Source organism: Aeromonas sp. S9(2024) (genome assembly GCF_041403185.1).
GTDB lineage: Bacteria > Pseudomonadota > Gammaproteobacteria > Enterobacterales > Aeromonadaceae > Aeromonas > Aeromonas enteropelogenes.
In genome coordinates, this window is record NZ_JBGLRE010000001.1 from 685,887 (window position 1) to 712,277 (window position 26,391).

Consider the following 26,391-nt stretch of genomic DNA (forward strand, 5'->3'; position numbering starts at 1 on the left):
AATCGCCAAGCCTGAAGGGATTTTCGCCAACTATCAGCTACTTGCGTCCACCTTGCTTGCCACCGCCCGTGCTGCTAGTGCTGCCGTCACACCCGAGCGCCAGCCGATCCGCCGCCGCCCTGGCCTGCACCAGGCCGTAGCCATAGCTGTTGTCCCGTCCGGCCGCGCCCAGATCCTGAGCGCTGAGGCGCAAGGTCTGGCGCAATTGATCGTTGCTGCACTCCAGCCGCTGCGACCAGGCCAGAGCGGCCACCCCGACCACGTGAGGCGTCGCCATCGAAGTGCCACTGTAGTAGGCGTAACCGCCCGGCACGGTCGACATCACCGAGACGCCGGGTGCCGCCAGCTCCACTTGATCGTTGCGTTGGGAGAAATAAGCAAGCTGCTTGTTGGCATCGATGGCTGCCACGCTCACCACACTGCTGTAGGAGGCAGGATAGGACTTGCTGGTATTGCCGGCATTGCCTGCCGCCGCCACGCTCAGCACATTCTGGCTGTAGGCCTGGTTGAAGGCTCTCTCTTCGGTCTTGCTGGGGACACTCCCCCCCAGACTCATATTGATGACCATGCGGGTAAAACCACGGCTGGACATTGCCTGCTGGCAGGCGTTGAGTGCCCCCACCAGGTTGGAGGTATAGGCCCAACCATTGGCGCCAAACACCTTGATGATGTGCAGCGGCACGCTCTGGTTCGGCAGCACCCCGACCACGCCCATGTCGTTGCCACCCACTGCGGCTATGGTGCCCGCCACATGGGTGCCGTGGCCATTTTCGTCGCTGCTCCAGCTGCCGGTACCGGCATTGTCACTGCCCTGTACCTGAGCCCCATGCGGCAAGTCGGGATGATTGCCGCTGTAACCCGAGTCGATGATGCATATCAGTACCTCCCCGGCCGCCGCATCACTCAGCTCCGGCGCCTGGACCATGGGAATGCCGTAAGGCAGCGTTTCGGCACTGGCATAACGTTTGGCATCCGGTTCAACCCAGAGTACGTTGGGATTACGCGCCAAGGCTGTGACTGCCGTCGACGGCAACCAGAGTGCAAGGGCATTTTGCTCCTTCAGCACCAGTGCCAGCTCGCCCCCCATCCCCCGACTCTGAGCCAGCACGGAGTCGCTGGCACCCGGTTTGATCTGCACCAGATAGCGGGCCCGCTCTGCGGCCATGGCCCCCTGCCCCAGCATCCCTGCCACCAGCAGACTTATCCATACCCGTTTCATCAGTCACTCCTCACGTCGATCTGATATCTCTTCGCAAAAAGTGTAGTGTTCCGTGGCCGCTGACACGAACCGGGATAAAAAAAGCCGGACAGATGTCCGGCCTTTTCACGATTATCAATTACTTGGCGGGCTGACGCTCACCGGTCACCGTGGGATTCCTGGGATCCATGCTCCACTCGTACCAGCCACCGTCATAGACGCTGATCCGCTTCCAGTCCATCAGCCAGGCGTAGAAGAAGGCCTCGGAAGCGCGCCAGCCGGTACCGCAATAGAAGGCGGCCTGCTGGGTCGGCTCTATGTTCCACTCATCCCACATGGCGAGGATCTCGCCGGCCGGTTTCATGGTGCCGTCCGGGTTGTGGAAGTCGCTCATGCTGTTGGCATCCACGCCACCACGCCCCCACTTGGCCCCCGGGATGTCCCCTTTCGGCTTGATGTAGCTGTAACCCGAGGTGTTGCCGACAAACTCGTCCCAGGTTCGCACACTGACCAGGGCGCCATCGGGCTGTTTGAGCAGCTCCTTGGCCTGGGCCAGGGTGGTGAGGTACTCGGGATGCACAGGAATGGTGGCTCCGAACTCTTTGACCGGTGCAAAGGTATTGGGCAGGCCGGTTTCGGTGCGCAGATGTTGGCCGAACCAGGCCTCCAAGCCGCCGTCCAGCAGCCGCACATCTTCCACTCCGGCATACATCATCAGGTGGGCCGCACGGGCCGCCGCCATGGTGTTGCGACCATAGAGGATGACGGTGGTATCGTGACGGATGCCATTTTCCAGCAGCAGCTTCTTGAGCGCCTCATCAGAGACCTTGTTCCACAGCGGCTCCTCCTCCAGGCGGTTGGTGTCGATATACCCCGCCCCCGGAATATGGCTGATGAGGTAGGCCTTGGGTGCCCCCCAATCCACCTCGAACAACTTCCACTCCCCTTTCGGCGCGGCAACCACCGGCTTGCCGGCCTGCAGATCAGCCAGCCACTGCGGATAGACCAGCTGCTGCCAGCGAACCAGATGCTCGCGCGGGACACTCTGCCAATCCTGCAGCTCGAACAGATGCTTGATGCCCTGCTGGCGCAACAGGCGGGCCACTTCGGCCACCTCGCGCGGCGCACCGTAGAGAACGACCGGACGATCGGCTTTCAGTCCCTTGGCGGCAAGCGCCTTGGGCCACTCTTCATCGCTGTATTTCCAGTCGGCGGAGAGGAGTTCGGCCCCGGCCACATGGCCACCCTGCTGCTCGCCCTCCATTGGCCACCCCTGATAGAAGTAGCTGGCACGGGTATCCAGGATGACCGCCTGCTTGGCCTTGGCATCGGTCAGGGTGAGCGACGGCAATTCGGCGGCGAGGACGGGCCAGGCACACCAGAACAGCAAGGTCGCCAGTGCGGCCTGCAGAGAGCGAAGATATCGTTTCATGATGATCTCTCGATTCATTGAACAAGGTTAAAAAATGGAGCGGCCCAGGCGCTCGGCCAGCAACTCCAGCGCCGCCGTGCCCGCCAGCGAATTGCCGGCCTTGTTGAGCTCGGGCGACCAGACACAGACGCACAACTCACCCGGGATGAGGGCAATAATGCCGCCGCCGACCCCGGATTTGCCCGGCATCCCCACCCGATAGGCAAAATCACCGGCCTCGTCATAGAGGCCGCAGGTGGCGAGCAGGGCATTGACCTGCTTGGTGGTACGGGCCGGCAGCAGCGGCGTCGTCTCACCGAGCGGTACCCCCCGGTTGGCCAGATAGATGAAGGCCCGCGCCAGATCGACGCAACTCATACGGATCGCGCAGGCATTGAAGTAGCTTTGCAGCACCTTGTCCACTTCATTTTCGAAGTTGCCATAAGCCTTCATCAGGTAGGCGATGGCGGCGTTGCGGGCGGAGTGCTGGTATTCGGAGCGAGCCACTATCTGATCCGCCATGATGGCCGGGTTACCGGAAAGACGGCGGGCCAGCTCCAGGGTGCGCTGGCGCGGGGCGGTCAGGCGGGTCTCCAGCAGATCGCTCACTACCAGGGCTCCGGCATTGATGAAGGGGTTGCGGGGAATGCCCTGTTCGAACTCCAGCTGGACCAGGGAGTTGAATGGCTGGCCGGACGGCTCCTTACCCACCCGGGCCCAGATCTCCTCCTCCTGATAGAGGGTGAGGGCCAGCGTGAGGCTCAGGGCCTTGGAGATACTCTGGATGGAGAAGGGCTCGAAGGCATCACCTGCGGTGAACAGCTCTCCCTCCACGGTACAGACCGCCATGCCAAGCCGATCGGCGGGCACCTGGGCCAGGGCGGGAATGTAGTCGGCCACCTTGCCTTGCCCCAGCAGCGGGCGCACCTCTTCCAGAATGCTGGCCAGTAATTCGGATGACAACACCATAAGCGATTCCATGACTAAAACGGCTGCGAAGAACCCGGGTCCACTGACAAAAATCCCGCCAGCGGCGGGATTTGTCTATCTGCCCACCATGGGCAAGAGATGATTAGGCCGGTTCACCGTACCAGAGGTCAAACAGCTCGCTGACCACCACGGCTTCCATCCCCTTGGCTTCCAGCCAGGCTTTGACGGCGGCGCGATCTTCTTCGGTGCACTTGCCGAGCAGCTGGGTGCAGATCATCCCTTCCCAGGCCAGGTGGCCGGAACCGGCGAAGGCCAGTTTGCGGGGTTCAATCACTTCATCGATCATCGCATCGACTACCGCATCGATGGTTTCTTCGGCAGTGCCGACCGGGAAGTTGAAACCGATGTCGAACCCCATTTCCTGGAATTCATCGACGCGCAGTTTCTTACGCAGGCGGCGGCTACGATTGGCCATGATAGCTCCTTAGTTAGTTGACACGTTTGAAAATCAGATCCCAAACCCCGTGACCAAGACGATGGCCCCGTTGTTCGAATTTGGTCAGCGGACGCCAGTCGGGACGCGGCACCCAGTTGCCGGTGGCAGAGGTGTTTTCGTACCCCTCGGCAGCGCTCATCACCTCCAGCATGTGCTCGGCATAATTTTCCCAGTCGGTGGCCATGTGGAAGACACCACCGATGGCCAGCTTCTGACGAATGGCCTGGGCGAACGCCGGCTGCACGATGCGGCGCTTGTGGTGGCGGCTCTTGTGCCAGGGGTCAGGGAAGAAGAGCTGCAGGCAGGCGAGAGAGCCGTTCGGGATCATGTGATCCAGCACCTCGACCGCGTCGTGGCAAATGACCTTGAGATTGGTGACGCCCGCTTCCTGGGCGGTACCCAGGCAGGCACCCACTCCCGGGGTGTGTACCTCGATGCCGATGAAGTTTTTCTCGGGGGCGTTCTTGGCCATCTCAACCAGGGAGGCGCCCATGCCGAAACCGATCTCCAGCACTACCGGTGCTTCGCGGCCAAACAGGGCGACCAGATCGAGCGGCTCTGGCGCGAAATCGATACCCATGACCGGCCAGAGTTCTTCCAGGGCCTTCTCCTGCCCTTTGGTCAGGCGGCCTTCGCGACGGACAAAGCTGCGGATCTTGCGCATGAACTTGCCGTCTTCGTTAAATACATCTTGGGTCACAGGCATAATTGTCTCGTTATTTCATCAATCCGGGTAATACGTCTTGGATCCGCTCAGCGCAAGGACGGCTCGACGCTCGTTATTTCATCGCCTGGCGAAAACAGGGGAGCGAATTATCCCAAGATAGCCACTGGGCGCAAGTGTTTCGCACAACAAATCTTCCATCCACGCCCGCGGATCTCGCAGTCATGGGCAGTGGCCGCCGCCACGGCGCCAAACCGGCTCTTTTTTGGCGAATATTGTTACAGCCATTGCCTCATTTTTTAAATCTGATACAACCGGATAACTTGGCGGTCGAATGGAGTGACCGCTCATCATGCCAGAGAGAGTCCTATGCAGCCGTTTTTTGCCCAGCGTTTCGAAAAAGTCGAGCCTTCCTTTATCCGCGAAATCCTTAAAGTTGCCGCCAACCCGGAGATCATCTCCTTCGCCGGCGGTCTGCCCAACCCGCACCTGTTTCCGGTCAAGGCCATCGACCAGGCCTGCCAGGACGTGCTGCGCGAGCAGGGTGCCGCCGCCCTGCAGTATGCCGCCACCGAGGGCTTCGCCCCGCTGCGCCAATATATTGCCGACCGCTATCTGAGCCGCCACGGCATGCAGGTCAACCCGGACAACATCCTCATCACCAGCGGCTCCCAGCAGGCGCTGGATCTGCTGGGCAAGGTACTGATCGACGAGGAGCAGGACCTCATCATCGAGGAGCCAGGCTATCTTGGCGCCATCCAGGCATTTTCCGTCTATCAGCCCACCTTCAAGCCCATCACCCTCGGTGAAGAAGGGCTGGATCTGGCGGCGCTGGATGCGCTGCTGGCCAGCGGCTCCAATGCCAAGCTGCTCTACGGCGTGCCCAACTTCCAGAACCCGAGCGGCGTCTCCTACAGCCGCACCAACCGCGAGGCGCTGGCCGAGCGGCTGGTGCGCCACGAGCTCTTGATGGTGGAAGATGACCCCTACGGCGAGCTGCGCTTCGAGGGCGAGCACCTGCCCCCCATCGCCAAGCTGGCGCCGAACAATACCGTGCTGCTCGGCTCCTTCTCCAAGACCGTCGTCCCGGCCTTCCGCCTCGGCTGGATGCTGGTGCCTGACTGGCTGCGCAAGAAGGTCACCATCGCCAAGCAGGCCACCGACCTGCACAGCAACGCCTTCAGCCAGCAGGTGCTACACCGCTTCCTGATCGACAACTCGCTGGATGCTCATCTGGAGAAGCTCAAGGAGGTCTATGGCCGCCAGCGCGCCGCCATGGAGGCTGCCCTGGCCCGTCACTGCCCGCCCGGCGTCAGCTACACCCGACCGGAAGGGGGCATGTTCCTCTGGCTGACCCTGCCGCCGAGCGTCAGCGCCATGGCGCTGTTTGACGAGGCGATCAAGGAGAAAGTTGCCTTCGTACCCGGGGCCCCCTTCTACGTGCGCCCCGAGATCCAGAACACCCTGCGCCTGAGCTTCTCCTGCGTGGATGAGGCAACCATCGAAGAGGGGGTCAAGCGCCTCTGCCGCGCTCTCACCCGCATGCTCTGATAGCGCCGCCATGACGGCGAGCACGTTCCTGAAACCAGCGAGTGATCCGCTGGTTTTTTTTCGCCCGCATCCCGCTGCGGTAACAGAGCAGGCAGAGAATGATGAACCTGCGGCCACTTGTTCAATGCCCAAGAGCTGATTAGAGTGAAAACAACGAATTAGGGAGCGCAGCGATGAAGATTCTGATCACGGGGGGCACCGGCTTTATCGGCCGTCGACTAGTGGCCCATCTCAAGGTAAACCACGAGGTGGTGGTATTGAGCCGCCAGGGCAGCCGCGCCTATACCCTGCTGGGTCACGACATCAAGGTGCTCGACAGCCTGGACAGGCTCGACGATCTCAATGACGTGGATGCGGTCATCAACCTGGCGGGGGAGCCCATCGCCGCCGGACGCTGGAGCGAGCAGCGCAAGCAGCTGCTCTGCGACAGCCGCTGGCTGCTGACCGAACAGCTGGTGGATCTCATCAAGCTCTCGACCACGCCCCCCAAGGTGCTGATCAACGCCTCCGCCATCGGCTGGTATGGCAGGCAAGACGATGCGCCGCTGGATGAGCAGTGTCAGACGCCCCACGACGAGTTCACCCACCAGCTCTGCCAGCAGTGGGAAACCCTGGCTCAGGAGGCCCGCAGCCGCCTGACCCGGGTCTGCATCGTGCGGATCGGACTGGTGCTTGGCACCGATGGCGGCGCCCTGCCCAAAATGCTGCCCCCCTACCGGTTTGGTCTCGGCGGTCCCATGGGCGCCGGCAACCAGGTGATGAGCTGGATCCATGTGCAGGATCTGGTGCGCGCCATCCTGTTTTTGCTGGAGCACGGCGAGTGCGACGGCATCTTCAACGGCACAGCCCCCCATCCGGTCAGCAACAGGGAGTTCAGCCAGACTCTGGCGCACACCCTTCACCGCCCCCACCTCTTTACCGTGCCCGCAGCCTTGCTGCGCCTGATGATGGGAGAAGCATCGGATCTGCTGCTGACCGGACAACACGTGCTACCCGCCCGCCTGCAGCAGGCCGGTTTTCACTTCACTTACCCTGAACTCCCCCAGGCCCTCACCAATCTGCTGAGATCTCCCCGCTAGCACGCCAGATCCCAATAAAAACAACCCGGCCAATTGGCCGGGTTGTTTTTATTGACTGTAAATATGCCTACCGCCGCTTACAGCAAGCCTTGCCCCAGGCCGCGCAAGCGATCGCTCAGGGTACCCGCCAGCAGTTGACGGCGCATCCCCTGCCCGGCCAGCGTCACCAGCACGGCCCCCAGGGTAGGCAAGGTGAGCCAGATGGCCCAGTGGAACTGCCACTGCCCCTCGAACCACCACCACTGCAGGCCGAAGGAGCAGAGTTCCACCACCATGGCGGCGCACAGCCCCGCCAGAGCGCCGCTCGCCACCAGCTCCCAGCGCAGCATCCTCTTGAGCAGCGCGCTACCGGCTCCCAGGGTGCGCATCAGCAGCAGCTCGCGGCGCCGGTGGGCCATGCTGGCCTGGGTCTGGGTCAGCAGCACCAGCAACGCCGCCACCGTCACCAGCCCCAGCATCAGGGCCAGCGCCCGGCTCACCTGTTCGGAAACCTGACTCAAACGGGCGATCAAGTCATCTACGTCGATGAGGCTGACCGTGGGATGGCGGCGGATGATCTCCACCTCGGCGGCGCGCCCGGCGGCGGGCAGCCGGTAGCTGCCGAGCCAGGTACGGGAGAAGGAGGAGAGCAGATCCTCCGAGAAGATCATGTAGAAATTGGGGCGCATGTTGTCCCACTTGATGCTGCGAAGGCTGGTCACTCGAGCCCCGAAGCTGCGCCCGTCAATAGTGAAACCGAGCATGTCCCCCAGCTTGATGCCGAGCCTGCCGGCCAGCTCGCTGTCCACCGACACTTCCCCGGGCCCGTCAAACCAGCGCCCCGCCACCAGCTGGTTGTCGACCGGCAGGGTGCTGGTGGTGGTGAAATTGAGCTCCCGATCGACCCCCTCGCGGCCGCTGGCGGCCCCCTCACCCACCGCCTCGCCGGCGATGTGGGTCAGGCGACCGCGCACCATGGGATAGAAGTCCGAGGTGACCGCGCCCGCCGCCGCCAGATCGGCCAGGATCCCCTCGCGCTCATGTTCCGCCACATTGACCAAAAACCGGTTGGGGGCATCGGCGGGCAAACGGGCCGAGAACTCGTCCAGCAGATCGACGCGCGCCGCCCACAAGAGGCCAAACAGCATGAGCGCCAGCGCAAAGCCCGCCAGCTGGAACAGGCCACTGCTGCGCTCGCGGGAAAGATGGGCCAGTGCCAGACGCAGGGCGTGAGGGCCATTTACCCCGGCCCCCAGCCGCAGCAGACCGGCGGCCAGCAGCGCCAGCAACCCCATCAGCAGGCCCATACCCCCGATCAGCCCGAACGCCAGACGCATGTCGGCGGTAAAGCCCCACACCAGGGCAAACAGGCCGAGCAACCCCACCGGCAACGCCAGCCAGGGGGGAACGCTCGCCTCCAGCTCGCGGCGCAATACCCGCAGGGGCGGCACCTTGAGCAGGCGCAGGAAGGGTACGAAGGCGAGCAACAGGGTGATGAAGAAGGCGACCGCCACCCCGAGGGCGAAGGGGCGCCAGGAGGGAGGCGGCAGATCCGGGGGCAGCAACTCCCCCAACAGCTGCAGAGTGACCCACTGCATCACAGTGCCCGCCAGCAGGCCAAGCAGGGCGCCAATCAGGGTCAGGGAGAGCAGCAGCACGCTCATCAGTTGCCACAGGCTGGCACGGGAAGCCCCCAGGGTCTTGAGCAGCGCCACCATATTGGTCTGGCGCTCGGCAAAGTGGCGCACTGCGATCCCCATGGCCAGCGCCCCCAGCAGCACGCCGCTCAGGGAGGCCAGCCGGAAGAAACGCTCCGCATTGGCGAGCGAGCGCCCCACCCGGGACTCGCCGTCATCCGGCTTGATCCACTTCTGGCCCGGCTGCAGCTTTGGCTCCAGCCAGCGCTCGTAGCGGGCCAGTGACTCCCGCGAGCCCTGGAACAGATAGCGCCACTGCTGGCGCGAGCCGGGCAACAGGGCGCCGGTCGCCTCGATATCGGCACTGTGAATGAGAGCCCTGGGCGCCAGCAGGAAGGGGCTGAAGCCCTGATCCGGCTCCTCGCCAAGCAGCCCGGCCACTTTCAGCACCGTATTGCCGACCTCCAGTTCGTCCCCCGGCTTGGCCGCCAGCAGCTGCATCACCCGGGCCGACAGCCAGATCTCCCCAAGCGCGGGAGAACGCTGCGGGGTCAACTCCAGCTTGCCGTAGAAGGGAAAACCGTCCGGCACCGCCCGAATGGAGGCGAGCTGCAGCGCCTCGCCATGAAACAGCATGCTGTTGAAGCTGACCGTGGTCTGCACCGCCAATCCGTCATTTTTTGCCTGCTGCAACCAGCCATCCGGCATGGCCGTGGCGGTGCGCAGCACCCGATCCGCCCCGATAAAGTCGCGGCCCGATGCCTTGAGGCCGGCATCAAGCCGATCTGCCACCAGCGCCACGCTCAGCACGCAAGCCACGCTCAGGGCCAGCGCCAGCACAAACCAGCGCAGCTCGCCGTTGAATCCCTCCCGGCGAAGCAGTCGCCATCCCAGTCGCCACTGCATCATTCCCCGTGACCTCCATTTACTGGCCAAACAGGCAGGCATGTCATCCCGGATCGTCTCATGCCTCCACCTCTTCGGAATTCCCTTCCAACCGTCCGGCCGCCATCACGATCTGGCGCTGGCAGCGCCGGGCCAGCTCGTGGTCGTGGGTCACCACCACCAGGGTCGTGCCGTGCTTGCGGTTGAGCTCGAACAGCAGCTCTATCACCTTCTCGCCCGTCTTGCTGTCGAGGTTGCCGGTCGGCTCGTCGGCCAGCAGCAGGCTGGGGCGGGTCATGAAGGCTCGTGCGATGGCGACCCTCTGCTGCTCGCCACCGGAAAGGCGGGGTGGCAGATGGTGCAGCCGTTCACTCAAGCCCACCGCCGCCAGCAGCTCGCGGGCCCTCTGCTCGCACTCCCGCTCGCCGCGCAGCTCGGCCGGCAGCATCACGTTTTCAAGGGCTGTCATGGTGGGCAGCAGCAGGAAGGATTGGAATACGAAACCGATCTGCTCGGCTCGCAGCCGCGCCCGCCCCTCCTCATCCAGCTCGCCGAGGGATTTGCCGAGGATCTCTATCTCCCCCTGGCTCGGCAGATCGAGGCCTGCCAGCAGCCCCAGCAGGGTGGATTTGCCCGATCCGGACGCCCCCACCAGGGCCACCGTCTCGCCGCTATTGACTTGCAGATCGATCCCTTCAAGGATGGTGAGGCTTTCCTGGCCGAGGCGAACCGATTTGCCCAGGCTCCTGACGACGATAATGGGTGTTGAACTCATGCTGCGTATCCTGTTTATTCAGGGCCTTGGTGACCGTCACCATCAGGTGTCGACATCCTGTGCAGGCCCTTGTCCTTTTTTAATACCAATCACTGAAGGGAGTTGATGTTATGGCGCGTATTCTGTTTGCCCTCTGTTTCCTGATTTCATCCGTTCAGGCCCAGACCCTGCTGGTGCTGGGGGACAGCCTGAGTGCCGGTTATCAGATGCAGGCTCAGCAGAGCTGGCCTGCCCTGCTCAACCAGAAGTGGCAAAATGAAGGGGCTGTGCACTCCCTGATCAACGCCAGCATCAGCGGCGAAACGACCCAGGGGGGACTGGCCCGCCTGCCCGCCCTGCTGGAAGAACACCAGCCGGACTGGCTGCTGATCGAGCTGGGGGGCAATGACGGCCTGCGCGGCTTCGCGCCAGCCATCACCCGCAAGAACCTGGCCGACATGATTGCCCTGGCCAAGGCCAACCAGACGCGCGTGGTCTTGACCCAGATCCAGCTGCCGCGCAACTATGGCGCCCGCTATCTGCGCCAGTTCGAGCAGATCTTCCCGGAACTGGCCGAGGCCAACAAACTGCCGCTGCTCCCCTTCTTCATGAATGATATTGCACTGCGCCCTGAACTCATGATGAACGATGGCATCCATCCGACGCCAGCCGCCCAGCCGCAGATCCGCGACAAGGTGGCCCGTTTCATCGAGCCTCTGTTAGAGCGCTGAGGCCATAGCCCCCTCCAACCTGTCACTCTTCCCATAAACAAACATCCCGCCAGGGCGGGATGTTTGTTTTATCAAAAACGCACGAAATTTACTGCTCCAGCACTTGGCGCAGACGCTCCTGCGCCACTCCGACCAGCAAGTCGGGCTGAAACTTGGAGATGAAGCGGTCACACCCCACCTTCTTGACCATGGCTTCATTGAAGTTGCCGCTCAGGGAGGTGTTGAGGGTGATGAAGAGGTCGGCCATGCGCGCATCGCTGCGCACCTCGTGGGTCAGGCGATAGCCGTCCATCTCCGGCATCTCCGCATCCGTGATCATCAGCAGGATCTCGTCGGTCACCTTCTTGCCCGCATCACACCACCCCTTGAGCAGGGTGAGGGCCTGCAAGCCATCCTGACACTCGATCACCTCAAGGCCAAGCTGCCCCAGGGTTTCACGTACCTGATTGCGGGCCGTGCTGGAGTCATCCACGATGAGTACCTTGCGACCGTGCATCTCGGGCAGGATCTCCCGATCCAGTACCTCTTCCGAGATGCGGATGTCATAGGTGATGATCTCCGCCAGCACCTTCTCCACGTCGATAATCTCGACGATCTGATCGACCCCGTCCTCCGGGATCCGGGTGATGGCGGTCAGGTAGTTGGCCCGCCCTGCAGAACGCGGCGGCGGCAGAATATCCTTCCAGGTCATGTTGACGATATTGGCCACCTGCCCCACCAGAAAGCCCTGAATGGTGCGGTTGTATTCGGTGATGATGAGGTTGGATTCGCTATCGATGGGCATGGGGCGCATGCCGATGGCGCTGCGCAGGTTGATGACCGGAATCGAGGTACCCCGGATATTGGCCACGCCGCTGATGTTGTGGTGGGAACCCGGCATCTTGTTGAGGTGGGGCAGCTTGACTACCTCCCTCACCTTGAAGACGTTGATCGCAAACATCTGGCGGGTGCCGAGGCGGAACATCAACAACTCCAGGCGGTTTTCGCCCACCAGCTGGGTTCGTTGATCAACTGAATCCAATATACTCGCCATATGCTGACATCCATCTGATTATTAATCGACTCTATTATAGAGAGCAGCGGCTAGGAAAGGCAGACGCTTTTTCCAGCAGAGCGACCAATCAGACAAAAAAAGTGAGGCCTAAGCCTCACTTATCACATTGATTTTAAAATCAATAGCTACAGACTGACTTCCAGCTGCCGTCGCCGGCCTTGGGTTCACTGCTGGTCCACCAGTTGGCCTGCCACACCGCTTTGTTGTGGGTGATGCGATCGCCGCCGCTGGCGTGATCCCCGCGCGGCCAGCTCGGGTAGGCCGGGTAGGAGGCCGGATCCACGTTCTGGCTGCTGCAGGTCGAACCATCGGAACCACCGCCACCTGTGCCACCCGTGCCCAGTACCGCTTCGGGCAGGGTCGGGAACTCGGCCTTGAGACCTATGGTCTGGCTGCCGCTGATGATGCGCATCCCGCTCGGTACGCCGGCGGCCGGCAGATAGTAGGTCATCGCCACTTCCACCTCGGCTCCCGGTGCCAGGGTCTGCCAGCCCGGCAGGTTCATGGCCACCTTGTGGAAGTCCTTCTCGTTTGCGATGCCTTCCGAGTTGTCGTTGCCACCGCTTTCGACCACCTTGAGCCCCATGCCACTCTGATCCGTGATGGTGTCAGAGGTGGAGGTGGGGACCAAGAACTCGATTCTGGCACCGCCCGGAATGGTCTGGGTCGACTTGTTGACCAGCTTGAGTTTCGGGTTGATCGGGTAGTTGGAGTCCCCTTCCTTGAAGCCAGAGAGGCTCACGCCGATGTCGAGCTGGGCGCTCGGCGCCGGCAGATCGTTCTGCTGGGTATTGTAAGGCGCAGCCTTGGCAAACTTCTCGTAGGCAAGAGTGGTCAGGGTACTGCCCATGCCGTACTCGTTCTTGGCCGGATCGAAGGCGTAGTCACCCGCCATCTCCCAGAACATGACGCCGCCCAGACCGCGCTTGATGATGTAGTCGAGCTTGTGGCCCATGGACTCTTCATCTTCGGTGGAGAGGAACACCTTCTTCTGTTCGTTCCACAGCCAGGGCGCATGGGCCTTGTCATCGTAGTAACGGACATATTGTCCCTGCATCACGTGCGCCGGATTGTTGGGATCCAGACCCCAGGCCGTGCCATAGCTCGGCAAGGTAGTGATGCCGAGGCTGGCCGCGTGCTCCAGGTTTTTGGCATGCCACATGGGAACGGCGCCACCGCCGATCTCCTTGCCGTTCTTGTCGAGATCGTGCCAGATGTTGTCGATGCCGACCGCCCCATTGCCGCACGGAATCGTGCTGCCACCCGTGCCCGGCTGGCACTCGTTCTGGCTCGGCAAGGCCGCCTTGCCACCCAGGCCGTGGGTACCGCCGCTCACCCCCTGCCAACCGCGGGTGTAATAGGGCACACCCACGTTGATCTTGCCGGCCGCCAGGGCGCCGCGGAAGTAGTGGGCAGACCAGGCCGCATTCAGATAGCCGATGCCGCCGAACTGGGTCTGGGTATAGACGCCCCAGTGGGAGAGCTCGGGGTCGGCATTGTTGTCAAACAGGGCCGCGTTGTGACCGACGAAGTGGTTCCAGGCACCGTGGAAGTCATAGGTCATCAGGTTGACGTAATCCAGATACTGAGTGACCTGGAAGTTCTCCATACCGCGCAGCAGATAGGCCGATGCCGGCGAGGCGATGGTCAGCATGTACTTGCGGCCATCCTCGGTGCCGGCGCTGTCGAGCCGCTCACGCAGGGTCTTCATCAGCACCTCGTAGTTGGCAAACAACTTGGCGCGGCACTGGTTGGAGAGCGGGAAGTCGTTCGGATTGCCAGCATCCTTCATGGAGGTGGGGTACTCGTAGTCCACATCCACCCCATCGAAACCGTACTGGCGGATGAAGCTCACCGCCGAGTCGGCAAAGGCGTTGATGCCGGCGGTGTTGATCGAGCAGTCGCCCTTGGTGGTGGCGGTGTAGAAGCCGCGGGTATCGGCCCAGCCACCGACCGAGATCAGAGTCTTCACGTCCGGGTACTGCTTCTTGTATTTGGAGAGCAGGTTGAAGTGGCCCTGGTAGGCGAATTCGGGATCCATCTCGGCGCCCGGCACTCCGTCCCAGGTCATCTTGGTGGCGGAGTCATCCACCTTGATGGTATGGCTCTGTTCATCCACCGCCGCGAAGGCATAGTTGATGTGGGTGATCTTGTCCCAGGGGATATCGTTGACCAGATAGGCGGGCAGGCCGTTCTTGCCGGTGCGCCAGGAGGTGAAGTAACCGATAACCCGGCGGGCATGGTCATCCCCCATGCACTCGTAGCCGTCCGGGCGGTAGATCTGGCGGATGTCGCAGGAGAGGTTGCCACCGGTGGGTGGCAGGGCCGCCTCTTCCACCTGCACGTCGACCAGGGCTGATTCGCCAGTGAGGTTTGCCTTGTCGGTCGCCACCAGCTTGAGTGCCGCCGCCCCCTTGGCTTGCGGGATCCAGCTTACCTGCCAGGGCGCGCTGGTGTCCTCTCCTACCTTCTTGCCATCGACAAACAGCTCGACTTTGGCGACATCGTTGTTGGCGTCGGTCACATTGCCGCTCACCGCCACGCTGCGGCCCAGGGTCACCTTGGCACCATTGGCCGGGCTGCTGATGTTCACCTTGGGCGCTTCTGGCGCCACCACGGCATTGATGCTGAAACTGGCGTCCGCCTCACTCAGCACCTTGCCATCCTTGTCCAGCGCCCGGGATTTAAGCTGATGAGCCCCCACTCCGCTGGCGACCCAGCTGGCTGACCAGGGAGAGGCGCTCACTTGCGCCACCGGCTGGCCATCGATCAGATACTCGACCTTCGCCAGCGCGCTGCTGTTGCCACTCAGGGTCACCGCCAGCGCAACCTCTGTCCCTTCGTCAAATGCACTGCCAACGGCGGGAGAGCTGACGACGAGCCCCAGATCCGGATTACCGCCCCCCTCGCTGAACAGTTTCCAGGCATCACCCCAGACCGAACCCACGCCGGGTTCGTAGTGATAGGGAGACGCACCGCACCAACCTGAGTAGGGAAATTCCTTGCATTCGTAGAGGTTGCCGACGTTGCTGACGACATCTCCAGCCTTGTAGGCCGCGCCGGCCTGATAGGCAGGGTACGCCGCCTGCGCCCAGGCGGGCATGGCAGCAATGGCCACCAGCATGGCGAGCCGGCTGGGCCTTAAGGTTTGTTGCATATTGTTATCTTCCTTGTTTTGTCTTGGCATGGGTCACCAGGACAAAGAACAATCGCAACCTGCGTGATAGGTGCAGACAACTGGCGATGGACGCGCCACAGACACGACTGTCACCCAGGGGAACCCCGCTATCTGTCTCGACTACCCAGACAGACCGGAGGCATTGCGTCCCGGCATCGCTACCGGTTTGCCCTTTACCTGGGTTCCGTTAGGAACGGATTAAGTATAGGAATTAACCACCAGAGTCTCAATCTTCATTTTCAAAGAAAATTATGTAACCGACGCCGGCCACCTAGCTCCAATCGCGCATACAGATAACATTTTTATCATTTATTTCAGTGTGTTAGCCAAGTCAAAAAAAGGGATGTCTCAGGCGCCGACATCCCGGTTATGTGCGTTGGCTCACTGGTATGACATGCCGGAAATGTGACAATGCGCGCCCTTGGTCAAGGAGCCAAGGCTATGGAAATACTGGCAAAAATAAAAAAGGAACACCTATGAAAGGTACACGTACCCTGCTATCGCTGGCCGTGGGGCTGGCGCTTGCGTCCCCGTCTCTCTACGCGGCTGGATTCACCTGCCCGGCCGATGCGTCCTTAACTCCTGTCCCCGCCATCCAGGGCAGTGGCGACAAGAGCCCCCTGGTGCCCGACGACAGCTTCGTGAGCCCCCAGAGCGTCACGGTCAAGGCCGTGGTCTCCGCCCTTGGCGAGAGCCTCAACAAGGGGTTCTACCTGCTGGATGTGCAGGGCGATGGCAATCCCCAGACGTCGGACGGCATCTTTGTTTATCTGAACGACAAGAGCTTCGCCAGCAAGTACCCGGACATCAAGCCGGGCGCCGAAGTCTGCCTGGAGGCCAAGGTCGAGGAGTATTACGGCCACACCCAGCTCAAGCCCGTGTTTGACGGCACTACCCCGCGCCTGCAGGTCCTGACCCAGGCGCAAGCCCCGACCGCCGTGCCATTGCGGGTACTGGAAGGGGAAAACCTCGCACGGTCCCTGGAGCGCCACGAAGGGATGCGGGTGCGCCTCGATGCCGACAGCCTGCTCAAGGTGAGCCGCAACTTCAGCTATGACTATGCCGCCAAACGCAACAACCTGGTGCTCGCCCACCAGGCACCGCTGATGAAACCAACCCAGCTGCATGTGGCTGGCAGCAGCGAGGCGAAGGCACTGGCCTCGACCAATGCCGGCAATCGGGTGTTCCTCGAATCAGACTTCAAGGCCGCTAACGGCACGCTGCCCTGGCTGCCCGCCTGGGAGCCGGAGCAGGGTTACCTTCGGATCGGCGATGCGCCGGTCAATCTGGAGGCCATGGTGGGCTACAGCTTCGGCGAGTATCGTCTCATCGTCCCCCGGGAGCAGACCATCACCATAGGAGATCTGCTGCGCACCAGCGACAACGATCGCCAGAATGCACCGGATCGCGTTACAGGCTCGGATCTGCGGATCGGCAGCTTCAACGTGCTCAACTACTTCACCAGCCACTCCAGCGTGGGCGGTGCCCTCAACGTACTGTGCCAGGATCAGGCTGATGCGGACAGCGCCAAGGGCTGCAACCGGGGCGCCAAGAGTCTGGAGGATTTCCAGAAACAGAGCACCAAGATCGTCAACGCCATCACCCAGATGGATGCCGACCTGCTCGGTCTGATGGAGATGGAGAACAACGGCTTCGACGATACCTCTGCCCTCCATGATCTGGTCACCCGTCTCAACCAGGCACAAAAAGACGCGAGCAAGCACTATGCCTATGTTCGCCTGCCCGCCACGGCCCTCACCGAGGGCAAGTTCTTCGGCGGCGACGCCATCATGGTTGCCATGATCTACCGCCCCGCTCTGCTCACTCCCGCCGGCGATGCCAGCTTCATCCAGATGCCGGAACAGCGCTACACAGTGGGTGGCATCGCCAAGCGCGCCTCCCAGCGTGACTCTCTGGTGCAGACGTTCACCGTCGAAGGCAGCAAGGAGCCACTCACCCTGGTGGTCAACCACCTCAAATCCAAGGGATCCGGCTGCTACGAGAATGGTGATGGCAAGAGCGAACCCGCCGATCTGCAGGGCAAATGCACCGAGTTCCGGGTCACCGCTGCCAAGGTGTTGGGGGATGCGGTCAGCAAGCTGTCCGGTCAGGTGCTGCTGGTGGGGGACTTCAACTCCTACGCCAAGGAAGATCCCATCCGGGTGCTGACCGACTACAACCCGGCCACCAGCGAGCGCAATATTGTCTCGGCCTCCCACTCCTATCTCGGCGAACAGCCCTATGAGCAGCTGGGACAGGAGGTGACTCGCAGCTACGGTCTGGTCGATCTGAACGTGAAATTCAACAAGGAGAAGGCCATCTCCTACAGCTATGAGGCCGAGCTCGGCACCCTGGATTACGCCCTCGCCAATCCGGCGCTGGCCGGCAAGGTACTCGGGGTCGCCGATTGGCATATCAACTCTTTCGAGAGCAACCTGTTCGAATATGGTCGCAGCTTCACCGGCGATATGATCAAATCTGACAATCCGTTCAGCGCCTCCGACCATGATCCCGTCATCGTCGATCTCAAACTGGGCAGCGATGCGGCCAAGCCAGGCTCTTCGTCAGGTGGTGGCGCCCTTGGCCTGGGCTTGCTGGCCATGTTGCCGCTGGCCTGGCGACGCCGCCGCTAAACACGGTGACGCCCATTGTCATGCCCCAAAGCCCGCGCCTGGCGCGGGCTTTTTTGCCGCCGGGATCTGTGAGTGGCACGACGTATGGGAAGCAAGGGAAAAAATAACGGGCAAGGAAAAACAAAAAGGCCACCGCAATGCGGTGGCCTTCAACGTTCTTCTAACAAGAAGATGGTGGAGCTACGCGGGATCGAACCGCGGACCTCTTGCATGCCATGCAAGCGCTCTCCCAGCTGAGCTATAACCCCAAATTTTCTACCCGACAAATGGTTCTGGACGCCGCTTGCCGTCAGCCTGTCGGCTTCAATAATGGTGGAGCTACGCGGGATCGAACCGCGGACCTCTTGCATGCCATGCAAGCGCTCTCCCAGCTGAGCTATAACCCCAAATTTTCTACCCGACAAACGGTTCTGGATGCCGCTTGTCGTCAGCCTGTCGGCTTCAATAATGGTGGAGCTACGCGGGATCGAACCGCGGACCTCTTGCATGCCATGCAAGCGCTCTCCCAGCTGAGCTATAACCCCACAAAGGTCGGCCTGGGTGTACACACCACTCTGCCCTGGGTACTGAAATTTACAATCGAGAATCTGGTGGAGCTACGCGGGATCGAACCGCGGACCTCTTGCATGCCATGCAAGCGCTCTCCCAGCTGAGCTATAACCCCTTTGATTCCAGATTGTCCGAGAAGAATTTGGTGGAGCTACGCGGGATCGAACCGCGGACCTCTTGCATGCCATGCAAGCGCTCTCCCAGCTGAGCTATAACCCCAACTCACCTCGGGCCACCGAAGTTATCTCCGGCAACGGAGGCGCATGATAGGCATCACCCGCTTTGCTGTCAACCCTAAAATAATCCCCACAAGTGCGTTTAGTCAAAATTACAGCAGTTCGTCGATTTAACCAGCAAGAGACCAGCTATCTCACTGTTTTTGGTCACAAAACAGGCGTAATGCCAGGATGAAATGCCTACCGGTCAGTGCCTCATAATGCCTGGCTGCTTTATCCCGTTTCTCCCGACTTAGCCTGAAGGACTCCGCTTCCCAATCCGGGACACCAGGTCCCTCTTGTAACAAGCGTTGTAACGGGCGACATGAAATCCTTTCCATAAGGGCTTTTGAATTTGAAAACCCTTTCCATGATTTATGTAAATTTACAACACAATAAGTTGATCCAGCTCACAGATACTCCTAGGATCAAACCGTGACCAAGGTCACACAACCAATCATAAATAACAGAGCGATGAGGTTAATCATGTTTGAGAATCTGGCTGTACTGTTCCACCTTAAAGGTGCGACCCGCAAAAATGGCGTCGTCGAGAAAGACGCGTATGCCCCGTCAACCCGCCAGTACTACTTCCGTTATGGCGCGTGAACGGCTGACAACATTACACACACCAAGTAGTAAAATTACATAAATACATCCCCCTCGCAGCGCCACCAGGGTGCTGTCCTGTCCTGGCCAACCTCTCTACGGCCAAACCTGAACTCCAGCAAATGAAGATGGGGCCCACAGGCCCCATCTTTTTATAGTGTTACAGTTCTACCATGATTGGCTCGGCTCAAGACAAGGCCTCACAGCTGACAAGTCTCCCCGGTCAGGCTTGGCTGCCGACGCTCCCTGTGGGACAGGATGTAAGCAACAATGTCACTCACATACCCCGTCGGTCACCATAGCACCGGGTTGCCATCCCTTGCGGCAGAGCCTGCTTTCATGGACCAGGATCAGTTGCAACTGGCGGCACCAACGTCCAGCCAGACTTCATGCTTGCCGGGTTCATTGCCACGGGTCCAGTATTGTGCTTTCCACTGGCGGCCATTATGGCTGGTCAGATCGCCGCCGTTGTAGGCAACATTGGCATCCCAGCCCAGCTGAACCTTGCTCACCAGCAGCCACTGGTCGCTCGTGCGGCTCGGTTCATTGCCCTGAGTCCAGTACTTGGCCTGCCACACCAGCTGGTTGTGGCTCACCTTGTCCCCGCTGTTGTAGGTCTGGCTCGCCTGCCAGGCTGGCCAGTTGGCCGCATCCGGATCGCTGACCTCGCAACCGCCACCCGTGCTGGCGGGCTTGACGGTCAGCCGGCTGCTGGCGCTGGCATCCAGGGCACCATCGGATACCGTCAGAGTCAGGTCATAAGCCGTGTCACTGGTCACGCTCGGACCGGTCACCACCAGGGTGGGGCTATCCTGCCCGGTGGCACTGAGGCCAGCCGGTACGCTCCACTGATACGTCAGGGCATCACCGTTGGGATCGGAGACGCTGGCCTTGATGGTCACCTGCTTGCCCGACTCCACGGTCGCGCTGGCCGGTACCGTCACCACGGGTGGCAGGTTGGGCTGGGGCGCCTTGTTGGTCACTACCACCTGATCGCTGGCCGAGAGTCCCTGATCGTCGGTGACGGTCAGCTCGAACACCAGATTGATGTCGGCTGTCACGCCATCGAGCACCACCCGGGCCTTGGCCTGACTGGCGTCGAGCAGGGTGGCCTGCGGGCCTGATACCTGCTTCCAGCTGTAGGTGAGGGCACCGCTTTCCGGATCGTGGGAAGAGGCACCATTGAGGGTCACCTCGGCCGGACCGGTGACAGCGAGATCACTGCCCGCATTGGCCACCGGCGGCTTGTTGGCAGGCGGCGTGATGCCCTCGCCGTGGCCCAGTCCCTCGTGCATGGCGTTGAGGATGTCACCGTTGTCGGCATCGATCTCCCAGGAGAAGAGGCCGCCGAGCTGGTTGGCCAGCACGTACTGCCCCTTGGCCTTGACCGAGCGGTCGTTGTCATAGGTGATGAGATCGCCGGTCGACGCCTTGAACACGTAGGGCCCTTCGGCCACCTCGTCGTAGCCTTTCTCCCACTCGCTGCCCATGCGGTTGTTGACGATGTCGCGATAGTCCACCACTCCATCTTCCCAGGTCCCTTTCACCTTGCCGGTCGCGGTACCAGTAAAGGGGTTGCCGGCCTGATAGCCGCTCACACCGGTCCAGCCACGGCCATACATGGCCGCACCGACCACCAGCTTGCCGGGCTCGACCCCTTGCCCCAACAGCGCCTTGACCGCCTTGTCGGTGGTGTACTTGGTATCGGGATCCCAGCTGGCCGGATAGAGGTTGGTCTGGTGGCCAAGCTCGGTATTGCTCCAGCCGCCGTTGAAGTCGTAGCTCATCAGGAAGATGCGATCCATGTACTGCTGGGCCGCGCGGTAATCCACGTCTTCAATCTTGTCGCCACCGGCACCGATGGCGGAGGTGAGCTCATACTTGCGACCCGTCTGGGCTTCCAGCTCGTCGAGCATGGCGCGCAGATCCTTCATCAGGGCCACATAGGTGGCACCATCGGTCGGGCTGCCGAGTTTCGGGTTGGCACCCTGGCCACCCGGATACTCCCAGTCGATATCCACGCCGTCGAAGAATTTCCAGGTCTGCAGGAACTCCTTCACCGAGGCGACGAAGGTGTCGCGCTTGGTCTTGTCACCGAGGAAGTAGAAGGGATCGGAGAGGGTCCAGCCCCCCACGGACGGCAGTATCTTCAGATCCGGGTAGGCCTGCTTGAGGGCCATCAGGGCACCGAAGTTGCCCTTGTAGGGCTCATCGTGGGCGGTCAGGCCGCTTTGCGGCATCTGGACGGCAGCCCAGGGGTCATGGATCGCCACCTTGAAGTCAGCGCGGCCGGCACAGGCCCGTTGCAGCGCCTGGAAGCTTCCTTCGATCTCCTTGAGGCTGTCGTTCAGGCCATCCCCGCCGCAAATGGGGGTAAAGCCGTAGAGGATGTGCGTCAGGTTCTGGGCCGGGATCTTGTCCACTGTGAACTTGCGGCCATAAACGCCCCACTCCACATAGTAGGTACCGACCACCTTGCCGGACTTGTTGGCGTAAGGCTTGTTGTTCTCCTGCAGCGACGTCTTGAGCGGGGCCAGGTGGCTGCCGTCGGTATCGGCCACCACTATCTCCTTCTTGTCGGAGAGGGTACAGCCATCGGCGTTGCACAGAGCTACCTGCATTTGGTAACGCCCCCCTTTTTTCACCTTGAAGGTGGCGCTGCCGGACGCGGCGGAAGGGCCGGACCACACCTCCTGGCCATCGAGCAGGACCTTGGCGGTCTGGCCCAGATCACCGCTCCAGAGATTCCAGTTCACCTCGACATCGGCGGCATCCTTCACCTTGACCAGGTTGTTGTAGGAGGTCGCGGCCTGATCCACCTCGATGATGGAAAACTTGGTGGGACCCCAGCCGATGGTGGCTTTGCCGGGCGGCGCGGCGTAGGCGGAAGATGCACAGAAGAGACCGACCGCGAGGGCCAGCATGGTTGGTTTTGGACTTGGCATTGTTGTATTTCCCTATCTCGTTATGTTTGCAACGAAAAGGGCGACGCCCCTGACAGGTAATGCAGACAGCAGCTCCTCCTTGGCAAAAGGAGCACAACGACCTGTGGTGGCCCCGCTATCTTAGGTACTGCTGACCCTTAGACCGGAAGCTTTGCGTCCCGACTTTTCAATCGGTTTGCCCTTAACACACTTCATTCGCGACATAAAAAATCGCCCCCCGACTATAGAGGGGGGCGATCCGGACCGCTACCTAGCAGAAATGACAGGAGATGGGACTCAGGTTTGGCAAAAAGCATGATTTGGTGAGGATTGATGCGGCAATCCTCGCCATTCCCGCCCCTTCATATCGCACCGAACAGTTTCATGATTTGATTAATTTTGTGAGCCTGCTCACTGCGGCGGCAATAAAAGGCTGTTCATCAGGGCACGCAACTTGAGCGGTTTGACCGGCTTGCTGATGTAGCCATAACCCTGCTCGCGGATCTGCGCCTGCAACTCGCTCTTGCGATCGGCGCTGATGATGATGCCACCGATATGGTCGCCATGAGCCTGCTGCAGCCCATCCAGTGCCTGCAATCCCGTCTTGTCGTCATCCAGGTGGTAGTCGGAGAGCACCAGCCTCGGCACGAAGCCCTCCGTCACTATCCCCTCAGCCTCGCTCTGATTGAGAGCACAGCGCACCTCGCAGCCCCAGCGTTCCAGCAGGGAGGCCATCGCCACCAGAATATCCCGCTCGTTGTCAATGCAGAGTACCCGCACCCCCTCCAGTTGGCTGTCGCGCACCACGGGCGCCACCGGCAACTGGGGCGTGACCGGGCGGGTCGCCTGATTGAGGGTGATGGCAAACACCGAGCCAGCTCCCGGCCAGCTGCGCAATGTGAGCTGATGACCCAGTACCAGCGAGATGCCGCGGGCGATGGCAAGCCCCAACCCCAACCCTTGCTCCCGAGTGGTGCGGGAGTGATCGAGGCGGGAAAACTCGTCGAAGATCGCCTCCTGCTTGTCCTGCGGAATGCCGGGACCGTTGTCCCACACTTCGATGCGTACCTTGTCCCCCACCCGGCGACAGCCGAGCAGCACCCGGCCGCCCGGGTTGTAGCGAAACGCATTGGTGAGGAAGTTTTGCAGCACCCGGCGCAGCAGACGCACATCGCTGTAGACGGCGAGCTTGCTCTCCACCACCGAGAAGTGGACCTCCCCCGCCTGGGCCAGCACGCCAAACTCCGCCTTGAGGTTGTCGAACACCTCCCGCAGGGCAAAGTCGAGCTTCCTGGCCTTGAACTTGCCCGCCTCGAGGCGAGAAATATCGAGCAGATCGCTGATGAGATCCTCGGTCGCCCCCAGGGCATCGTCGATATGGCGGGCGATGCGGGCCGGCTCCCCTTCGCCGGGTAGCATCTCCAGCAGGGAGGAGGTGAACAGCTTGGCCGCATTCAGCGGCTGGGTGAGATCGTGACTGACCGCCGCGAGGAAACGGCTCTTGGAGTGGTTGGCCCGTTCCACCTGCTGGTTCACCAGCAGCAGCTGGCGGTTGAGCTCGGAGAGCTCGTGGGTACGCTCGGCCACTCGCGCCTCCAGCAGTTCGTTGGCTTCGCGCAGCACCCGCTCGGCGTCGCGAAACGGGGTGATGTCGGTGAAGGTCATGACGAAGCCGCCGGCCGGCATGGGGTTGCCCTGCATCTCGATCACCCGGCCATCAGGGCGCTCGCGGGCCGAGATGTGGGCGCTCCCCTTCTTCATGAAGGCGACCCGACGGGCCACCTGATCCTCGATGTCTCCAAGGCCGCACAGCCCCTGCTGGGCGTTGTAGCGAATGATCTCTTCGATGGGCCGTCCCGCCTGAATGAGCCCGGGGGGATAGCGGAACAGCTCGATGTAGCGTCGGTTCCAGGCCACCAGCTTGAGCTCCCGATCCACCACCGAGATCCCCTGCCCTATATGCTCGATGGCTCCCTGCAACAGGCCGCGATTGAAGCGAAACACATCGGAAGCCTCGTCCACTATGGTGGCGATCTCCTCGAGCTGCATGTTGCGCCCCTGCAGGGCCGAGGCAAGCACCAGCCGGGCCGACGAAGTGCCAAACACCCCCGCCAGCAGCCGCTCGGTATGGGCGATAAGTTCGGCGGAGGCCTGCATCTGGGGCGCCAGGGTGCCGCCATGCTCCCCGGCGAAGCGACCAAAGGCACGCTTGACCCGGCTGGAGCCGACAAAGCGGGCCGCCAACATCTCCAGCTCCTTGACCGAGACCCGCGCCTGATAGAGGGCCGTGGTATCACGGTTGGCATTGCCGACGAAGTTGGCCGCCTGCAACCGCTCGCTCACCGCCGCCCGCGACAGCAGGGAGCCGGCCACATAGCCGATGACATTGAGCAGCAGGCTCAGGAAGATGCACCAGGCCCCCAGACTCAGATCGCGAAACGCGGGCCAGTCGGGAGGGGCCAGCAGGGCCTCCAGCGGCGAACCGGCCAGCAGACCGCTCTCCGCCAGCAGGGTGATGAACCAGAGGCTGACCCCGAGGGCGAGGCCAAGATAGACCCCCTTGCGATTGCCGTGTCGCCAGTAGAGGCCGAGCAGCAGGGCGGGAGCAAACTGGGCCACGGCGCCAAACGACAGATAGCCGATGCGCGACAGGCTGGTAAGATCACCAAGCCAGAGGTAGAGCCCCCAGGCCGCCAGCAGGATCAGCAAAATGGCCCCCCGGCGCACCCGCAGCAGCAGACGCACCAGCCGCTCGTCCCGCCCCTGCTGCCAGAAGCGGCGCAATAGCACCGGCAGCACCAGATCGTTGCTCACCATGATGGCCAGGGCGATGGTGCAGACGATCACCATACCGGTCGCCGCAGAGGTACCACCGAGAAACGCCAGCATCGCCATGCCGTCGAAACCGAGGGCCATCGGCAAGCTGATCACATAGGTGTCGGAGGCCATGTCCGCCCCTACCCACTGCTTGCCCGCCAGCGCCAGCGGCCAGATGAAGAGCCCCATCGCAAAGAGATAAAGGGGGAATATCCAGCGCGCCCAGTGCAGGTCCTGGCCCTGGTTGTTCTCCACCACGGTCACATGGAACTGGCGCGGCAGGCAGATGACGGCGCACATGGCCAGCACCGTATAGATCGCCAGCTCCAGCAGATTGCCGGGCGAGACCGACACCACGGCATCCAGGAAATCGCTGGCAACCCGGGTGTGCTCCGGGCTCGGCTGACTCAGGATAAGCCAGAGGGCGAAGCCCCCCACCGCAATAAAGGCCAGCAGTTTCACCACGGATTCGAAGGCGATGGCCACTACCATGCCCCTGTGATGCTCGGTGGCATCCAGATGGCGGGTGCCGAACAGTATGCTGAACAGGGCCAATAAGAGGGTGACGCCCAGGGCCAGCTCGGCGGTATTACCAGCCGGGCCGGCGGTATTACCAGCCGGGCCGGCGGGCACCGAGTTTACCATCAGCAGATCCAGCCCGGTGACGATGGCTTTAAGCTGCAACACCAGGTAGGGGAGTATGCCCATGATGGCAATCAGCGCGATCACCATGGCCAGATGCTGGGACTTGCCGTAACGGGCGGCGATAAAGTCGGCGATGGAGGTGATGTGCTCGCGCTTGGCCACCAGGATGAGGCGGGCCAGCAGGCGCCAGCCAAACAGGAACACCAGCATGGGGCCAAGATAGATGGGCACCGGCGACCAAGGGGATTCGCTGGCCTGTCCGACCGTCCCGAAGAAGGTCCAGGAGGTGCAATAGACCGCCAGCGACAAGCTGTAGAGCAGGGGTTGCCCCTTGAGCCGGTGGCGTTTGTGCTTGTCCGCCACGAAGGCGATCAAAAACAGCAAGCCGAGATAGGCGAGCGACAATCCGATCAGCAGCCATCCCTGGTGCATCTATAACCCCTTGTCCATCCTGG

General features: G+C 61.7%; 15 protein-coding genes, 5 tRNA genes and 2 riboswitches. Of the genes, 4 read left to right on the top strand and 16 right to left on the bottom strand.

Annotation, left to right across the window (positions count from 1 at the left end; all coding sequences use genetic code 11):
* Nucleotides 1-37: 37 nt before the first annotated feature.
* The 5 genes from ACB028_RS03155 to trmB all read right to left on the bottom strand — a co-directional run bounded on the left by ACB028_RS03155 (nt 38) and on the right by trmB (nt 4,741).
* A complete protein-coding gene (locus tag ACB028_RS03155) occupies nt 38-1,219 on the bottom strand; it encodes a S8 family peptidase (protein ID WP_371143471.1) in 1,182 nt (393 codons plus the stop codon).
* 118 nt (nt 1,220-1,337) lie between these two features.
* Nucleotides 1,338-2,630 carry a sulfurtransferase gene (locus ACB028_RS03160; RefSeq protein ID WP_371143472.1) on the bottom strand — a complete coding sequence of 431 codons (1,293 nt, stop codon included), beginning with the start codon at nt 2,628-2,630 and terminating at the stop codon, nt 1,338-1,340.
* Between the two features lie 27 nt (nt 2,631-2,657).
* Complete coding sequence (glsB, locus tag ACB028_RS03165; protein ID WP_042025762.1) at nt 2,658-3,578, bottom strand: glutaminase B; 921 nt, start codon at nt 3,576-3,578, stop codon at nt 2,658-2,660.
* A gap of 103 nt (nt 3,579-3,681) precedes the next feature.
* Nucleotides 3,682-4,014 (bottom strand): YggL family protein, encoded by a 333-nt coding sequence (locus ACB028_RS03170; protein ID WP_371143473.1) that lies wholly within the window; start codon nt 4,012-4,014, stop codon nt 3,682-3,684.
* 13 nt (nt 4,015-4,027) lie between these two features.
* Nucleotides 4,028-4,741: a tRNA (guanosine(46)-N7)-methyltransferase TrmB gene (gene trmB / locus ACB028_RS03175; RefSeq protein ID WP_225633216.1), complete on the bottom strand. Its 714-nt coding sequence runs from the start codon at nt 4,739-4,741 to the stop codon at nt 4,028-4,030.
* A 327-nt stretch (nt 4,742-5,068) separates the two neighbouring features.
* Here trmB and ACB028_RS03180 point away from each other — a divergent pair, with 327 nt between their 5' ends.
* Nucleotides 5,069-6,250, top strand: coding sequence for a PLP-dependent aminotransferase family protein (locus ACB028_RS03180; RefSeq protein ID WP_371143474.1), 1,182 nt, complete (start codon nt 5,069-5,071; stop codon nt 6,248-6,250).
* Between the two features lie 173 nt (nt 6,251-6,423).
* Complete coding sequence (locus ACB028_RS03185) at nt 6,424-7,329, top strand: TIGR01777 family oxidoreductase (protein WP_371143475.1); 906 nt, start codon at nt 6,424-6,426, stop codon at nt 7,327-7,329.
* 77 nt (nt 7,330-7,406) lie between these two features.
* On the opposite strand, the gene ACB028_RS03190 is transcribed toward ACB028_RS03185, so the two are convergent.
* Nucleotides 7,407-9,854, bottom strand: a complete 2,448-nt coding sequence (locus ACB028_RS03190) for an ABC transporter permease (RefSeq protein ID WP_371143476.1) — start codon at nt 9,852-9,854, stop codon at nt 7,407-7,409.
* Between the two features lie 55 nt (nt 9,855-9,909).
* Nucleotides 9,910-10,605 (bottom strand): ABC transporter ATP-binding protein, encoded by a 696-nt coding sequence (locus ACB028_RS03195; RefSeq protein ID WP_371143477.1) that lies wholly within the window; start codon nt 10,603-10,605, stop codon nt 9,910-9,912.
* Nucleotides 10,606-10,715: 110 nt separating this feature from the next.
* Here ACB028_RS03195 and ACB028_RS03200 point away from each other — a divergent pair, with 110 nt between their 5' ends.
* Nucleotides 10,716-11,315: an arylesterase gene (locus ACB028_RS03200; protein WP_371143478.1), complete on the top strand. Its 600-nt coding sequence runs from the start codon at nt 10,716-10,718 to the stop codon at nt 11,313-11,315.
* An 88-nt stretch (nt 11,316-11,403) separates the two neighbouring features.
* Here the strand turns inward: ACB028_RS03200 and ACB028_RS03205 are convergent, their stop codons facing one another.
* On the bottom strand, nt 11,404-12,348 hold the full coding sequence (locus ACB028_RS03205; RefSeq protein WP_042025772.1) for a chemotaxis protein CheV: 945 nt from the start codon (nt 12,346-12,348) through the stop codon (nt 11,404-11,406).
* Between the two features lie 139 nt (nt 12,349-12,487).
* Nucleotides 12,488-15,493 carry a glycosyl hydrolase family 18 protein gene (locus tag ACB028_RS03210; protein WP_371143499.1) on the bottom strand — a complete coding sequence of 1,002 codons (3,006 nt, stop codon included), beginning with the start codon at nt 15,491-15,493 and terminating at the stop codon, nt 12,488-12,490.
* Between the two features lie 148 nt (nt 15,494-15,641).
* Nucleotides 15,642-15,728: riboswitch (cyclic di-GMP riboswitch) on the bottom strand.
* Between the two features lie 295 nt (nt 15,729-16,023).
* Between ACB028_RS03210 and ACB028_RS03215 the strand changes: the two genes are divergently transcribed.
* Nucleotides 16,024-18,180, top strand: a complete 2,157-nt coding sequence (locus ACB028_RS03215) for an ExeM/NucH family extracellular endonuclease (protein WP_371143479.1) — start codon at nt 16,024-16,026, stop codon at nt 18,178-18,180.
* A 172-nt stretch (nt 18,181-18,352) separates the two neighbouring features.
* On the opposite strand, the gene ACB028_RS03220 is transcribed toward ACB028_RS03215, so the two are convergent.
* The 7 genes from ACB028_RS03220 to ACB028_RS03250 all read right to left on the bottom strand — a co-directional run bounded on the left by ACB028_RS03220 (nt 18,353) and on the right by ACB028_RS03250 (nt 26,368).
* A tRNA-Ala gene (locus ACB028_RS03220) sits at nt 18,353-18,428 on the bottom strand.
* Between the two features lie 62 nt (nt 18,429-18,490).
* A tRNA-Ala gene (locus tag ACB028_RS03225) sits at nt 18,491-18,566 on the bottom strand.
* 62 nt (nt 18,567-18,628) lie between these two features.
* Nucleotides 18,629-18,704 (bottom strand) — tRNA-Ala (locus tag ACB028_RS03230).
* A gap of 64 nt (nt 18,705-18,768) precedes the next feature.
* Nucleotides 18,769-18,844, bottom strand: a tRNA-Ala gene (locus tag ACB028_RS03235).
* A gap of 28 nt (nt 18,845-18,872) precedes the next feature.
* A tRNA-Ala gene (locus tag ACB028_RS03240) sits at nt 18,873-18,948 on the bottom strand.
* Nucleotides 18,949-19,900: 952 nt separating this feature from the next.
* A complete protein-coding gene (locus ACB028_RS03245; RefSeq protein WP_371143480.1) occupies nt 19,901-22,495 on the bottom strand; it encodes a glycosyl hydrolase family 18 protein in 2,595 nt (864 codons plus the stop codon).
* A 102-nt stretch (nt 22,496-22,597) separates the two neighbouring features.
* Nucleotides 22,598-22,685: riboswitch (cyclic di-GMP riboswitch) on the bottom strand.
* Between the two features lie 200 nt (nt 22,686-22,885).
* Complete coding sequence (locus tag ACB028_RS03250) at nt 22,886-26,368, bottom strand: NahK/ErcS family hybrid sensor histidine kinase/response regulator (RefSeq protein ID WP_371143481.1); 3,483 nt, start codon at nt 26,366-26,368, stop codon at nt 22,886-22,888.
* Between the last annotated feature and the right edge of the window lie 23 nt (nt 26,369-26,391).